Raw genomic sequence first — 12,934 nt, forward strand, 5'->3', positions numbered from 1 at the left:
GACCCAGGAATATGAGGAGTCAAGCATGACCGCTCGCACCTATGGCCAGTTCTGCGGCCTCGCCCGCGCCCTCGAGATCATCGGGGAACGCTGGTCCCTGCTCGTGATCCGTGACCTGGTGCTCGGCCCGAAACGGTTCGACGAGCTGCAACAGGGCCTGCCGAAGATCCCGATGAGCATCCTGTCGACCCGGCTCAACGAGCTGGAGCGGCACGGTGTCGTCCAGCGCCGGGTGCTCTCGCAGCTCGACGCCGGGGTGGTCTACGAGCTGACCGAGTACGGCAACGACCTCGACCAGATCGTGCTGCAGCTGGGCCTGTGGGGCGCCCGCTCGCTCGGCGATCCGACGGCCGACGACCTGTTCACCCTCGACTCCGCCGTCCTGTCGCTGTACACCACGTTTCAGCCGGACGCGGCCCGCGGCGTGCACTGCGCGTTCGAGATGCACTACGGCGGCGAGATGGTCGTCCACGCGGTGGTCGAGGACGGCGCGCTGACCGCGGGCGAGGGCCCGCACCCGGACCCGGACCTCGTCATCGAGCCGCGCGGCCCGGTCATGCTGAAGCTGCTGAACGGCGAGATGGACGCCGCGAGCGCGCTCACCAGCGGCGCCGTGGCCGTCAAGGGCGATCCGGAGAAGCTGGAGCTGTTCACCCGCATGTTCCACATCCCCTCGGCCCCGGCGAAGTCCGAAGGGCTCGTCACGCACTGAGGACGTTCTCCAGCGGCGGGACCGGAACACCGGTCCCGCCGTTTCCTATTCGAACCGCGAGGTGTCGCCGGCGCCCCGCCGCACGATCTCCGGTTCCCCGGACGAGAAATCGATGACCGTGGTGGGTTCGACCCCGCAGTCACCGGAGTCGATCACCGCGTCCACCACGTGTTCCAGATGTTCCTTGATGTCCCAGCCCTGGGTCATCGGCTCCTCCTGGTCGGGCAGCAGCAGCGTGCTCGACAGCAGCGGCTCGCCGAGTTCGCCCAGCAGCGCCTGGGTGACCACGTGGTCCGGGATGCGCACACCGACGGTCTTCTTCTTGGCGTGCAGCAGCCGTCGCGGAACCTCCTTGGTGGCCGGGAGGATGAACGTGTAGCTGCCGGGCGTGGAAGCCTTGACCGCGCGGAAGACCGCGTTGTCCACGTGCACGAACTGGCCCAGCTGAGCGAAATCCTGGCACACCAGGGTGAAATGGTGGCGGTCGTCGAGTTTGCGGATGCTCCGGATGCGGTCGATGCCCTGCTTGTTCCCCAGCTGGCAGCCGAGGGCGAAGCAGGAGTCCGTCGGATACGCGATGAGCCCGTCTTCGCGCAGGATGTCGACGACCTGTCCGATCGCGCGCCGTTGCGGATTTTCCGGGTGTACGTCGAAATACCTGGCCATGCGCAGAGCTTAAGGCCACCCGTTCCCTTCCGCCCGCGAGGGCGCCGCGTACACAGTGGATCTCCGCGGCGCCCGTTCCCGGCCGCCGCGTCTTCCATCGTGGCATGTTCCGCGATGAACGGGGTGGTGCGAACAGCCCACACCCGTGCGGGTGAACGCCGGAGTTTTTCCCGTCCCCAGCAGGGAAAGCGTCCCCCTGTTCGCCGTTCTTCCGTCGTCCGAAGAGACCGGCCCGGGTAACGAACATGGGCTATGATCCGAATCATAGCGATGGAAGGCCGTGTCACGGCCCGGGCCGTCGCGAAGGGGGAACGCGACCAGATCGAGCCGTCTTTCTGTTACCACTGGGGTGCCTGTGCCGGACCAGCTCGCTGTGACCGCCGAACCTCTCGGAACCGCCGGCATCGACCGGCGTCCTCGCCGGGCGCTGTTCCTCGCCGGGCTGGTCATCACCGTCGTCTTCGTCAACGCCTGCCTCTTCGGTCTGCTCGGCGTCCTGCTTCAGCCTGGGATGGACCTGCAGCACGGCTTGCTGGCCGTGCTGTACGTCGGGCCCGTGCTCGCGATCCAGCTGCTGTACTTCAGCCGTCCGGCGATCCCCCTGGACACCCGGTGGGCGAAGGCGACTCTGGGGGTCCAGACCGGTCTCGCCTATCTGCCGGTCCTGCACTTCGACGAGGCGCTGACCTCGCTGACCACCATCGCGGCGGGCAGTTCGCTGCTGATCCTCCGCCCGCGAGTCGGCTGGCCGGTGTTCACCACCCTCATCGCGGCCACATCGTGGATCCTGTGGTTCTATGCCGACTCCGCGCTCGGAGCGACGATCGACACGATCAGCGCGGTGGTCTACGGGCTGGTCACGTATCTGCTGACCTGGCTCGCGAGGCTGGTGAACGAACTGCATCAGGCCCGCACCGAACTGGCGAGGCGGGCCGTGGCGGAGCAGAGGCTGGCCTTCGCCAAGGATCTGCACGACCTGCTCGGGCTCGGCCTGTCCGCGATCTCGCTCAAGGGCGAACTGGTGCACCGGCTCCTGCGCAAGTCACCGCGGCGGGCGCGCGAGGAACTGGCCGAGATCACCGGGATCGCGCAGCGCACGCTGTCCGACGTGCGGTCGGTGGCCAGGGGGTACCGTGAGCTGTCGCTGGACAAGGAATCGCGCACCGCGGTGTCGTTGCTTTCAGCCTCGAACGTCGCGGTGCGGGTCGATCTCGAGCAGGTCGAGCTGCCGGTGAAGCTGCGCACCTTGCTGGCGAAGGTGCTGCGAGAGGGCGTCACGAACGTGCTCCGCTACACCGGCGTCCAGCACTGCGAGATCGCCGTGCGCACCAGCGAGGGCCGCGTCGCGCTGGAGATCGTCCACGACGGCACGGCGCACGAGGACGTCCCGGCGGAGACGGCCGAGAGCCTCCGCGAGGTGACGGACGAGATCATCGGACACGGCGGGACGCTCAGCGCGGGTCCCGACTCGACCGGACGATGGCGCCTCCATGCCGAACTGCCGGTGCCCGAGCAGGCCGACCCCGCCGAAGCAGCACTGGCGCGGAGTCCCAGTCACTGGTCCCGGATCGACGCCAGGAACGTCCAGTGGATGCTGACGGCGGTCTTCATCGCCTTCGGTCTCTCGGCCATGTCCCGGGTGTTCAACCTGACCGGGGACGGCTGGCGCATCGCGCTCATCGCCGGCCCCATCACCGCACTCGTCACCCTGCAACTGGCCTATTTCGCCCGGCCGAACGTCCGGCTGCGCTCACGGCGGAGCTACGCGCTGCTGTTCGTTCAGGCCTGTCTGGTCTTTCTGCCGCTGATCCCGCTCGGGCACGCCTGGGTGAGCCTGCCCAGCCTGTTCGCCGGCACCGCCCTGCTGGTGCTGCCGCCGATCGCGGGATGGGCCGCGTTCGCCGCGACGGTCGCCGGGCCCGTGCTCATCCGGATCGATTCCGGCGCCGGCTTCCTCGACGCGTTCAACACCTTCGCGTCCCAAGTGAACACCGGCCTGATGGTCTTCGGGCTCATCTGGCTGACCCGGCTGGTGACCGAACTGGGTGAGACCAGGAAACGGCTCGCCGAGGTCGCGGTCGCCGAGGAACGGCTGCGCTTCGCCCGCGACCTGCACGACCTGCTCGGCATGAGCCTCTCGGCGATCGCGCTGAAGAGCGAGCTGACCAGCCGGATCATGGACATCGACACCACGCGGGCCTCCGACGAGCTGCTGGAGATCCTCGGTCTGACCCGGCAGGCACTGACCGACGTACGCTCGGTGGCGAGCGGCTACCGCGAACTGTCGCTGGACAAGGAGTCGCGGTCCGCACAGGCGGTGCTGACGGCCGCTGACGTCCAGGTGCGGCTGGAGATGGAGCACGGGGATCTGCCCGCCCCGGTGCGCACGGTGCTGGCCGTGGTGCTGCGCGAGAGCGTGACGAACGTGTTGCGGCACAGCAAGGTCGAACGATGCGAGATCGCGGTGCGGCGGGTCGGCAACGGGGTCGCGCTGGACATCGTCAACGACGGCGTCGAAAACGGGCGATCCCAGAATCCGGGCAAGCCTGCGCGGGTCGAGGTCGCGGGCAGTGGCATCACGAACATGTCGGATCGCGTCGCCGGCCTGGGCGGCGAGTTGACCGCCGGTGTCGAGGCCGACGGACGGTTCCGGTTGCGTGCCGTCGTGCCTGTATAGACCGCGGTCCAGCACCGCTCAGATCCAGCCGGATTCCTTCGCGATCCGGATCGCGTCGACCCGGTTGCGTGCGTTGAGCTTCGCCACGATCGTGGTCAGGTAGTTGCGCACCGTTCCGGTGGAGAGGAACGCCTTCGCCGCGACCTCCAGGGTGTCGCGGCCCTCCGCGGTCAACCGCAGGACGTCGATCTCGCGCGGGGTCAGCGGGCAGTCCACGGTGTCCCAGGCGGCCAGCGCCAGCTCGCCGTCGACCATCCTCCGTCCGGCGGCCACCCCGCGCACCGCGTTGGCGAGCTTCTCCGCGGGGGCGTCTTTCAACAGGAAACCGTTGACCTTGGCCGCCAGCGCCCGGCGAAGAGTGCCCGGTCTGCCGAGGCTGGTCAGGATCAGCGTCCTGACCTCGGGAAGCTGCTCGTGGATTTCGGTGGCCGCGGTGAGGCCGTCCTTGCCTGGAAGGTCGATGTCGATGATCGCGACCTGAGTCCGCGAACTCCGCGCGGCGGCCAGGATCTCGTCTCCGGACGCCACTTCGGACACCACTTCGATATCCGGCTCCAGCCGCAGGAGCGCTACCAGCGCCCCCCTGACGATATGCATGTCCTCGGCTATGAGAACTCTGATCACCATCGGCGCCGCCCCCTCCGCGCACGCTGTCCCCGTCACCCAACCTAAACACGGCCAACCGGAATGCGTTCCACCATTCGAGTGATGAGTCGGCTCTGCCACGAGGTGTCCGGCTTGGTGTATTACGCGGCGAACGAGTTACCCGGATACGAGTTCCGCACTCATGGGCGACTTTCCGTGATCTCACAAAGCCGACCGCCTCTCACGTTCGCGACGTGAGAGGCGGTCGGCGGAGCGGTGGTCGGCTTCAGCTCGCCTCGGCCAGCGGCGGAGGGACCTCACAGGTGGTGAAACAGCCGAAGACCTGCCCACCCTGCCGGTTCGACCAGTTGTCGAACCGGTCGATCACCAGCTCGACCTGGTGCCCGGCGGAAGTGGTGTCGATTCCCCGGACGGCGAATAGCGAACGGACGTTGTCGGTCACAGCGTTCTTCATCGAAATGGCTCCCAGGCTGGTCGGGTGTTCTTGTTCGATGAGGAAATCGTGCCTGAGCACCCAGTTCGCAGCCAGTGTCGTGCATCATCGCGGGAATGTGCTTTTTACCTACTCCGGAAGGTTCTTCCGACTGCGCCATCCCCGCGATCAACGCCATCGAATGGAGTAATGTGGACGGTCGCCGATGACGGAACGCGGTCGACCGATCTCATTGCGACACGATCACCGATAGTCATCGGAATACCTCGAACAGACCAATCGACGCGTCCACTGTGGACAGAGGTTTCAAGAACCGAGCAGGGTCGCCAGGCCGGCGTATCCGCCCTCTTTCAGGCGCACGCCGGACGTCTTCGCGTACGCGGCGTCGGCGCGGATCCCGAGCCCCTCGACCATCCGGTTCATGAAGTTGAACAGGGCGCACACGAGCACCGCGTCGTGCAGCGCGGCTTCATCCCAGCCCGCCGCGAAGACGGCCTCAGCGTCCTCTTCGGTCACCTGGGACGGCGTACGTGTCAGCTTGCCCACATAGGCCAGCACGGGCTTCATGCGCTCGTCCACGGGCGCGGCGTCGAGGTCGGCCAGTGCGGCGGTCAGAAGTCCTTCCGGCACACCGAAAGCCTCCGCGGTGACGGTGTGGACCCCGTGGCAGTAGCCGCAGTCGTTGACGCCGGAGACGTAGGCCGCGATCAGCTCCCGCTCCCCCGCGCCGAACGCCGACGGCGCCCGCATGATCAGCTCGTGCAAGTCCAGCAGCTTCGCCGCCGGAGCGGGAAACCGCTGGAACACCTGCAGCAGCGTGGCGTCAGTCGGCAAAGACCCGAGATAGGACATCTTGTGCGCTCCCCTGTTCCGGCGACCGCAGGGTCGAGGCGGACCGGACCGCGTCGTCGATGTCGTCGCGCCGCAGCCAGCAGGCCGCGAGGCAGGACACCGACGCCGGTCCCAGCCCGGTCACCGTGGCGGTGACGCGCGCGGTCGCGTGCTCCCATTCTCGGCGCAGGGAACCCGCCGACGCCATCTCCGGACCTGCTTCGATCAGCGGGCGGACCGCGCGCCAGCGAAGGATGCCTGCCTCGACCAGCGCTTCGGTGCGGAGGTCGAGCGCGTCGTGCCGGGCCTGGTCCACGGCGAGGGCGACCAGCGCGGGCTCGTCGGCGATCCGGGCGAGTCCGACGCCGGCGAGCAGGCGTTCGGCGTCCAGCCCCAGCAGGATCACCCCCGCCTCGGTCGAGGGGGCGTCGTCGATCGACGGAAGGGTGAAGCGGGAGTCGTAAGGCTCAGACACGGGCGACGTCCTTCGTGGCCGTCCGCAGCGGGAGGTGGCGCCGCAGGTTCTCGGCGACGGTGGCCGCGACCCGCGCGGTGGCGACGCGGTGACCGTCGATGTTGCGGGCGGCGGGCCCCAGCGCCATCCCCGCGGCCGCGCCGACGGCGAAGACCCGGGGCGCGCCGAGGTAGGCGAACGTGCGTTCGTCCAGTCGCGGCCAGCCGCCGCGGTCGAGGACGGCCTCGTCGGGCATCAGGCCGTCCCCGATCGACGGCGTGGTGCCGAGCGCCAGGACGGCGTGGTCCACGGACACCCGCGAACCGTCTTCGAGGTGGAGGCCGACGCCGGGCGTCACCTTCGTGATCGCCCTGCCGCGATGCACGATCAGCCTGCCTTCGGCTTCGGCCGCTTCGAGCATCGGGCGGAACTCGAACATGATCGACGCCCGCCGGAACCGGCCCATCAGTTCGAGCCGCTCGGACCAGCTCACGCCGTCGAAACGAGCGCGGCCTTCGGGCCGGAAGAACGACGAGTTGACGTCGGCGCACTGGTAGCGTTCGCCCGCTTCGCGGACCACCCAGTGCACCTCGCGGCCCTGGGCGAGACCGTTGGAGATCAGGTGCGCGGCGGTGAGGCCGGCACCGACGACGGCGAGCCGGTTCCCGCCATCGGGAACGGGTTCGTCCCAGTAGCTCACCCCGCGCGGCGGACGACCGCCGCCCCACCAGGTGTCCGGGGCGGCTCGGCGCTCCTCGCCGAGGCACAGCACGACGTGGCGCGCGGTGACGGAGAACCGGTCGGCGCGCACGGTGACGGCGTCAGCGGTCGGCAGCACCTCGCGGACCGAACCGCGCCAGGTCCGCTCGGTGACGTGATGACTCGCCGCGAGATGACGGCAGTAGGCCTCGAAGACGTCGACGGGCACGACCGAGCGGTGCCCGGCCTGCGCCATGCGGATCTCCCGGCGTTCCACCGGGGTGAGCACCGACCAGTGCAGCCGGGCGAAGTCCAGGAGTTCGCAGTCGCGGTACCCCTCGACGCCGGGGTGGTGTTCGTACGGCGACCGCAGCACGCGCTGGCCGAGCAGATCGATGCGATCGAAGAACCGGCCGCAGGGACGGCCGTCGCGGTCGACGACGACGAGGTCGGTCACGCCGTGGTGCCACAGCGCGGAAGCGACCGCGAGCCCGGCCGGGCCCGCCCCGACGACGACCACGTCGGCGGCGGACGGCGGTTCGGCGGTGACCGCCGCGCGGGTGCCGGGGAGTACCGGCCACTCACGCCCGCGCGGCGATTCGAGGAGATGGGGTTCCGGGACGAAGGTGATCACCGGTGTGCTCAGCCGATCACGGTCACCGGGACGATCAGCTCGATCACGGGCCGCTGCTTCATCCCGTTGCTGATCATTTCGTCCAGGGTCTGCTGGGACTGCTCGGCGGTGTCGGTCGCGATCGGGCTGTAGCGGGAGTAGGAGTAGGTCGGCTTCCGGCCGCCCGCGTCGAGCGAGTACACCTTGAGCACCGCTTCGCCGGGCCGGACTTCACCGTCGTAGAAGGTGAGGCGGCGCTGATCCGGCGTCATGAAGGACTTCGAGAACTGGCGGGAGAGGACGAGCGTCTCGGCGTCGTTGACGAAGGTCGAGTCCTCGTCGGTGACGACCTGCATCGCGACCCAGGTCTTGTCGGTCAGGTTGGTCTCGGACTTGATGACCTGCCAGCGGCCCGGTTCCGGGAGATTGACACTCACCGAGATGTCGTGATCGGTGGTGTCGATCGCCCCGGAGATCATCAGCACCCGCCGCCGGACGTCGGCGACGCCTGCCATCTGAATGTCACGTGCGCGTACCCGAGTGGAAACGTCCAATCCCGGGAATTCAGGTGATGACATCTTTCACGCCTCCCAGACCTCGATATCGCAATTCAATCCCCGGCATGATCCCCCCAGCCGCAAACACCGGAAGAATTTCACGCTGAACTGGACGATGTCAAGATGAGGAACACATGATCCACTCCCGCCGGGACTGGGCCGTTCGGCGGTACCCGGGTCAGGATTCGTCGGAATCCTCAGCCCAGGCCGCCGCGGGAGTGCCCTGCTCCAGCGCCCCGATGTAGACGATCTCGAACGAGGAATCGGCGCGATCGATCCCGATACGGAGGACGAGATCGTGTTTCACCAGAAAAAGAAACTGATGCGGTTCCCTGCTGTCGCCGAAAATGTCGTAGATGAGGAAGGCGGAGCCGTCCGCCACCGCGAAAAGCGCTTCGTAGACGACATTCCGGTCGGCCTGCGGAGCATTGATCGCCCATTCTTCCAACACCTGCAAACCCGACGTGAGCTGGAGGCGCATAGCCATCCGGAGGCCTCCTCGTGGTCTGGTCGGTTCGCGGGCGATCTTCATCTTCGCGCGCGCGATACCTGATGGTCTTCTTCGTCCGTGCGCCATACCTAGTTGTAACCGAGGACGATGTGCTCGGCCGGGAAATCGTTTTCGGGGGCGTGCCTCGGCTCCGGGACGACCGCCGCCGGGACGGCCTCCGCGGCCCCGCACGGGTCGAAATCATCGGTCACGACCCAAATTCGCACCTGTGCCGTCATGACGTTCCTCCCGGCCTTCGATGAACGACTCACTTGACAACCAAGGATGGACCCCTCCGATCGTGACGCGCTCGAGGACGGGCTGAGGTCTCGGTGAGCAAAGGAAAGGTGGCCGCCGAAGGGCCGTCGGTAGTGCCCTTGAGGTACCTCGAAACCCAGGGAGCGCACCATGACCGAACGCCTCGACCCGTACGAGATCTACGCCGACGACGAGCTCGACGTCGATTTGCTTGGCCTGTCGTGGCCCGACCCCGCGGTCCCCGAGCAGCGGGATCGGCAATGAGCGCCGCGATGCGGCAGCGGACCTGCGCGGCCTGCGGGGGCCCGTTCGAGCCCGGGGAGCGAACGGGCCTGGAGGCCGTGCTCGACGGAGGGATCCTCTACGTCGCGGTGCACGCGCGCCACAGTACGTATCCGCCGCGGCGGGAAATCGAGGCCGCGCGACGTCTCGCGTAAGCAGGGGCGAGGCGAACGTGGCCGGCCGGTGAGGGTCCGTTTACGCCCGGGCGCCCCCACGGGACAGATGGCCCCCTGGAAAACAGGGTCCCGGGCCGGCTCACGGCCCGGCCTCGCCGCGAAGTGTCCAAAAAGGACATGTCTAGCCGATTGAGCGCCCGATTGGTATAACGATGTCCGGTTCTCGCGGAGGTCGTGAGTGAAAAAGAGCGTAGAACGACCGTTGCCACTCACGACCCCCGCGCAAAGCGCCCGATCGGACACGAATGACCGAATTGGCGTCCTTTGTGGACAGTTAGGGTAAGTCGGGTCCCGCGGGTGAGCCATCGGCTGGGAAGCACGCCAGGTTTGACTTACCCCTCAATAGCCCCCATTGTCACTTACGACGCCGCACCAATCTAGCGCAGCGTCGAGGTGCGCCAAGTCGGCGCGGCGAGCGGTGACCAGGCCGAGCGGGCCGGCGCCGCGGGCGAAGGCGCGGCGGAGGCCAACGCGGTGAAGACGGCCACGAGGGCCGCCAGTTCGGTGTCTTCCGGGTCCCCGCGCAGGACCCGGAAGACGGGTGCACTGTCCATTCCGGACGGTGACATGGTTTCCCCGTTCAGATCGGGTGGTTGCCGTGCTTGCGCTGGGGCGCCGTCTTTCGCTTGTCCTGCAGCATGTCCAGCGCCCTGGCGACGGCGGACCGGGTGTCCGCGGGGTCGATGAGGTCGTCGACCAGCCCGCGTTCGGCCGAATACTGCGGGTTCATGAACTCCTCGGTGTATTCGGCGACCAGATGCGCGCGCAGCGCGTCCGGCTCGGGCGCGGCGGCGAGATCCTTGCGGAACAGCACGTTGACCGCGCCCTCGGCGCCCATCACGGCGATCTGGTTGGTCGGCCACGCCAGCGAGAGATCGGTCCCGATGGACCGCGAGTCCATCACGATGTACGCGCCGCCGTACGCCTTGCGCAGGATCACCTGGACGCGCGGCACGGTCGCCTCGCAGTAGGCGTGCAGCAGCTGCGCCCCGTGCCGGATGATCCCCGAATGCTCCTGCTCGACCCCCGGCAGGAAGCCGGGAACGTCCACGAGCGTCACCAGCGGGATGCTGAAGGCGTCGCAGAACCGCACGAACCGCGCCGCCTTCTGCGACGCCGGGCCGTCGAGCACGCCGGCGAACACCACCGGCTGGTTGCCGACCAGGCCGACCACTCGCCCGTCGATCCGCGCGAGCGCGCACAGCACGTTGCCCGCCCATCGCTCGTGCAGTTCGAAGAACTCGCCGTCGTCGGCCAGTTCCGCGAACACCTCGCGCATGTCGTAGGGCTTGTTCGGCTCCACCGGGACGAGTTCGGCGAACCTGGGCCGCCGGTCCCTGCCCGCGTCCTGCGACGGCTCGCGGGGCGCGGGCTCCAGGTAGTTCGACGGCAGCAGAGACACCAGGTAGCGGACGTCGGCGAGGCAGCTCTCCTCGTCGTCGTGCACCACGGTCGCCACGCCGGACGACGCGCCGTGCACGTCCGCGCCCCCCAGTTCGTCGTGGCTGACCCGTTCCCCGGTCACGGTCTCGACGACGTCCGGCCCGGTCAGGTACATGCGGGCGGTGTCGCGCACCATGAAGACGAAATCCGCGAGCGCGGGCGAATACGCCGCCCCGCCCGCGCACGGCCCCAGCACGACGCTGATCTGCGGGATGACGCCGGACGCCTCGACCTGGCGGCGGAAGATGCCGCCGTAGCCGTCGAGCGCCATGACGCCTTCCTGGATCCGGGCTCCCCCGCTGTCGTTGAGCCCGATCACCGGCGAACCGGTGGCGATCGCCAGATCCAGCACCTTGTGGATCTTCGCCGCGTGCGCCTCGCCGAGCGAACCGCCGAAGACGGTGAAGTCCTGCGCGTAGACGAACACCCGCCGTCCGTCGATGGTGCCCGAGCCGGCGACGACGCCGTCGGTGTACGGCCGGTTGTCCGCCAGCCCCAGCCCGCTCGCCTGATGCCGCCGGTACAGCTCGATCTCGGTGAAGGAATCCTCGTCCAGCAACAGTTCCAGCCGCTCACGCGCGGTGTGCTTGCCGAGCGAGTGCTGCCGCCGGACGCCGTCGAGCCGCCCGTCGACGATGTGCTCGCGCAGCTCGTCGCGCTGGGCGCGCAGCAACGGCATCGTCGGTTGCGGTGGGTGCACGGGCTCGGCGCCGCGGGCGAGGGGGATCACCCGCCCGTCGGTCGCCCTCGGGACCCGGGAGCGCCGCAGCCGGTCCTCCGGCAGCGGCACCACCTCGGAGTCCTCCGCGCGTTGTGCGCCCGGATCACCTTGCAGGGTCACGCCGCGTCCCGTAGCCGGGCATCGCGCTCGAGTTCGTCAAGCTCGATCTCGCGCACGATGTCGCGCCAGCACACCCCCCGCCCGAGGCGGGGCATGGTGGTCACCACCGGCGGCCGTTCGGCCGTGGGCGCCGTGGCGGGCGGGGTGGATTCGTTGATGGTCATGACGTTTTCCTCTCCTGTCAGGCCGATGCCCGGATCCGGCCGTCGATCTGGTGGTAGCCGCCGCTGTAGAAGACCAGCGAGTCCTGTGCGGTGCCGCGGCTGGAGGCGACCACCTTGCCGAGGAAGATCGAGTGGTCACCGCCTTCGTAGACTTCGGCCAGCTCGCATTCCAGCCACGCCAGCGCGCCGTCGAGCAGCGGGGCGCCGGTCTGCGGCCCGGCCGTCCAGTCCACCGAGTCGAACTGCGCGAGCCCGGCCGGGCGGCGCCAGTCGGCGAAGTACTTCGCCAGGTCCTTCTGATCCGACGCCAGCACCGTGACCGCGTAGGAACCCGCCGTCACGATCGCCTCGTGCATCCGGGCCGCGCGGGAAACGCAGCACAGCACCATCGGCGGCTCCAGCGACACGGAGGTGACGGCGTTGGCGGTCATCCCGTGGGCCCGTTCGCCCCCGGCGGTCAGCACGGTGACCCCGGTGGCGAACTGGCCCATCACCTCCCGCAACCCGGCCTGCGCTGACAACCGGCGGCGGGCCGCGGGCGACGGCAGGCGTTTCAGCACGGGCCGCGAAGGCTCGTCCAGCGTGCCCACGTCATTCCCCCTTGCCGTCGACCGCGTACGGGGCCAGCGCCTCACGCAGCTGTTCGGGCACCCGGCTGGGCACCGTGGCCGTGTTCGGGCCGCGCATGCACGCGATCCGCTGCCGCCCGCGGGCCACCAGCCGCTCTCCCTCCGCGGTGAGGTGGACGTAGTCGAAGGTGAACTGGACCTGGGTCTGGGTCAGCTCCTCCAGCCGCAGCCGGATGGACAGCTCGTCGAACGCGGTGATCTCCGCGTAGAACTCGCAATCCACCTTGAGCGTGAAGAGCTTCAGGTCGTCGCGGACCTCTTCGAGTACCGCGGGCGCCTTCTCCTTCAGGAACATTTCGCGGCACCGGCCCTGCCAGCGCACGTAGTTCACGTAGTAGACGTTGCCCACCAGGTTGGTCTCTTCGAACCCGACGGTATGCAGGATCTCGTAGTAGTCGGCCAT

At 68.5% G+C, this 12,934-nt stretch carries 17 protein-coding genes; 3 read left to right on the forward strand and 14 right to left on the reverse strand.

Going from position 1 to position 12,934, the window contains the following annotated elements; all coding sequences use genetic code 11:
• Positions 1–25: 25 nt before the first annotated feature.
• The gene (locus NQK81_RS13665; RefSeq protein WP_192745951.1) at positions 26–712 is read left to right on the forward strand and encodes a winged helix-turn-helix transcriptional regulator; all 687 of its coding nucleotides are present in this window, start codon (positions 26–28) and stop codon (positions 710–712) included.
• 45 nt (positions 713–757) lie between these two features.
• Here the strand turns inward: NQK81_RS13665 and NQK81_RS13670 are convergent, their stop codons facing one another.
• A complete protein-coding gene (locus NQK81_RS13670; protein WP_005154159.1) occupies positions 758–1,378 on the reverse strand; it encodes an L-threonylcarbamoyladenylate synthase in 621 nt (206 codons plus the stop codon).
• A gap of 355 nt (positions 1,379–1,733) precedes the next feature.
• On the opposite strand from NQK81_RS13670, the gene NQK81_RS13675 reads away from it, so the two are divergent.
• Entirely contained in the window at positions 1,734–4,055 is a 2,322-nt protein-coding gene (locus NQK81_RS13675; protein WP_257488489.1) for a sensor histidine kinase, read from the forward strand.
• An 18-nt stretch (positions 4,056–4,073) separates the two neighbouring features.
• Here NQK81_RS13675 and NQK81_RS13680 read toward each other — a convergent pair whose 3' ends face one another.
• From NQK81_RS13680 to NQK81_RS13715, 8 genes are all read right to left on the reverse strand, one after another.
• Positions 4,074–4,679: a response regulator transcription factor gene (locus NQK81_RS13680; protein ID WP_478264112.1), complete on the reverse strand. Its 606-nt coding sequence runs from the start codon at positions 4,677–4,679 to the stop codon at positions 4,074–4,076.
• 247 nt (positions 4,680–4,926) lie between these two features.
• Positions 4,927–5,115 carry a hypothetical protein gene (locus NQK81_RS13685; protein WP_192745954.1) on the reverse strand — a complete coding sequence of 63 codons (189 nt, stop codon included), beginning with the start codon at positions 5,113–5,115 and terminating at the stop codon, positions 4,927–4,929.
• Between the two features lie 285 nt (positions 5,116–5,400).
• Entirely contained in the window at positions 5,401–5,946 is a 546-nt protein-coding gene (locus NQK81_RS13690) for a carboxymuconolactone decarboxylase family protein (RefSeq protein ID WP_257488490.1), read from the reverse strand.
• Positions 5,918–6,400: a DUF6187 family protein gene (locus NQK81_RS13695; RefSeq protein ID WP_257488491.1), complete on the reverse strand. Its 483-nt coding sequence runs from the start codon at positions 6,398–6,400 to the stop codon at positions 5,918–5,920. The genes NQK81_RS13690 and NQK81_RS13695 overlap by 29 nt, the downstream gene beginning before the upstream one ends.
• Entirely contained in the window at positions 6,393–7,712 is a 1,320-nt protein-coding gene (locus NQK81_RS13700) for an FAD-dependent oxidoreductase (RefSeq protein WP_257488492.1), read from the reverse strand. Before NQK81_RS13700 ends, NQK81_RS13695 begins: the two co-directional genes overlap by 8 nt.
• Before the next feature lie 8 nt (positions 7,713–7,720).
• A complete protein-coding gene (locus NQK81_RS13705) occupies positions 7,721–8,206 on the reverse strand; it encodes a DUF6423 family protein (protein WP_257488493.1) in 486 nt (161 codons plus the stop codon).
• Positions 8,207–8,426: 220 nt separating this feature from the next.
• Positions 8,427–8,735 (reverse strand): DUF6235 family protein, encoded by a 309-nt coding sequence (locus NQK81_RS13710; RefSeq protein WP_126729915.1) that lies wholly within the window; start codon positions 8,733–8,735, stop codon positions 8,427–8,429.
• Between the two features lie 92 nt (positions 8,736–8,827).
• Complete coding sequence (locus NQK81_RS13715) at positions 8,828–8,950, reverse strand: hypothetical protein (RefSeq protein ID WP_257488494.1); 123 nt, start codon at positions 8,948–8,950, stop codon at positions 8,828–8,830.
• Between the two features lie 306 nt (positions 8,951–9,256).
• On the opposite strand from NQK81_RS13715, the gene NQK81_RS13720 reads away from it, so the two are divergent.
• The gene (locus tag NQK81_RS13720) at positions 9,257–9,433 is read left to right on the forward strand and encodes a hypothetical protein (protein WP_257488495.1); all 177 of its coding nucleotides are present in this window, start codon (positions 9,257–9,259) and stop codon (positions 9,431–9,433) included.
• Between the two features lie 398 nt (positions 9,434–9,831).
• Here the strand turns inward: NQK81_RS13720 and NQK81_RS13725 are convergent, their stop codons facing one another.
• The 5 genes from NQK81_RS13725 to NQK81_RS13745 are packed head-to-tail and all read right to left on the reverse strand — an operon-like array spanning position 9,832 to position 12,934.
• Positions 9,832–10,008, reverse strand: a complete 177-nt coding sequence (locus tag NQK81_RS13725; protein ID WP_371878867.1) for an acyl-CoA carboxylase subunit epsilon — start codon at positions 10,006–10,008, stop codon at positions 9,832–9,834.
• A gap of 26 nt (positions 10,009–10,034) precedes the next feature.
• Positions 10,035–11,738, reverse strand: a complete 1,704-nt coding sequence (locus NQK81_RS13730; protein ID WP_257488497.1) for an acyl-CoA carboxylase subunit beta — start codon at positions 11,736–11,738, stop codon at positions 10,035–10,037.
• The gene (locus NQK81_RS13735) at positions 11,735–11,902 is read right to left on the reverse strand and encodes a DUF6222 family protein (protein WP_257488498.1); all 168 of its coding nucleotides are present in this window, start codon (positions 11,900–11,902) and stop codon (positions 11,735–11,737) included. The genes NQK81_RS13730 and NQK81_RS13735 overlap by 4 nt, the downstream gene beginning before the upstream one ends.
• 17 nt (positions 11,903–11,919) lie before the next feature.
• Entirely contained in the window at positions 11,920–12,492 is a 573-nt protein-coding gene (locus NQK81_RS13740; protein ID WP_257488499.1) for a flavin reductase family protein, read from the reverse strand.
• 1 nt (position 12,493) lies between these two features.
• Positions 12,494–12,934 (reverse strand): acyl-CoA thioesterase, encoded by a 441-nt coding sequence (locus tag NQK81_RS13745; RefSeq protein WP_126729920.1) that lies wholly within the window; start codon positions 12,932–12,934, stop codon positions 12,494–12,496.

This window comes from Amycolatopsis roodepoortensis (assembly GCF_024628825.1).
Classification (GTDB): domain Bacteria; phylum Actinomycetota; class Actinomycetes; order Mycobacteriales; family Pseudonocardiaceae; genus Amycolatopsis; species Amycolatopsis roodepoortensis.

Bases quoted from the DNA above. Each gene is read 5' to 3' on its own strand.
- NQK81_RS13690 (WP_257488490.1), bottom strand. From the start codon at position 5,946: ATGTCCTATCTCGGGTCTTTGCCGACTGACGCCACGCTGCTGCAGGTG.
- NQK81_RS13670 (WP_005154159.1), bottom strand. From the start codon at position 1,378: ATGGCCAGGTATTTCGACGTACACCCGGAAAATCCGCAACGGCGCGCG.
- NQK81_RS13665 (WP_192745951.1), top strand. From the start codon at position 26: ATGACCGCTCGCACCTATGGCCAGTTCTGCGGCCTCGCCCGCGCCCTC.
- NQK81_RS13720 (WP_257488495.1), top strand. From the start codon at position 9,257: ATGAGCGCCGCGATGCGGCAGCGGACCTGCGCGGCCTGCGGGGGCCCG.
- NQK81_RS13745 (WP_126729920.1), bottom strand. From the start codon at position 12,934: ATGGCCGACTACTACGAGATCCTGCATACCGTCGGGTTCGAAGAGACC.
- NQK81_RS13705 (WP_257488493.1), bottom strand. From the start codon at position 8,206: ATGGCAGGCGTCGCCGACGTCCGGCGGCGGGTGCTGATGATCTCCGGG.
- NQK81_RS13710 (WP_126729915.1), bottom strand. From the start codon at position 8,735: ATGGCTATGCGCCTCCAGCTCACGTCGGGTTTGCAGGTGTTGGAAGAA.
- NQK81_RS13735 (WP_257488498.1), bottom strand. From the start codon at position 11,902: ATGACCATCAACGAATCCACCCCGCCCGCCACGGCGCCCACGGCCGAA.
- NQK81_RS13725 (WP_371878867.1), bottom strand. From the start codon at position 10,008: ATGGACAGTGCACCCGTCTTCCGGGTCCTGCGCGGGGACCCGGAAGAC.
- NQK81_RS13685 (WP_192745954.1), bottom strand. From the start codon at position 5,115: ATGAAGAACGCTGTGACCGACAACGTCCGTTCGCTATTCGCCGTCCGG.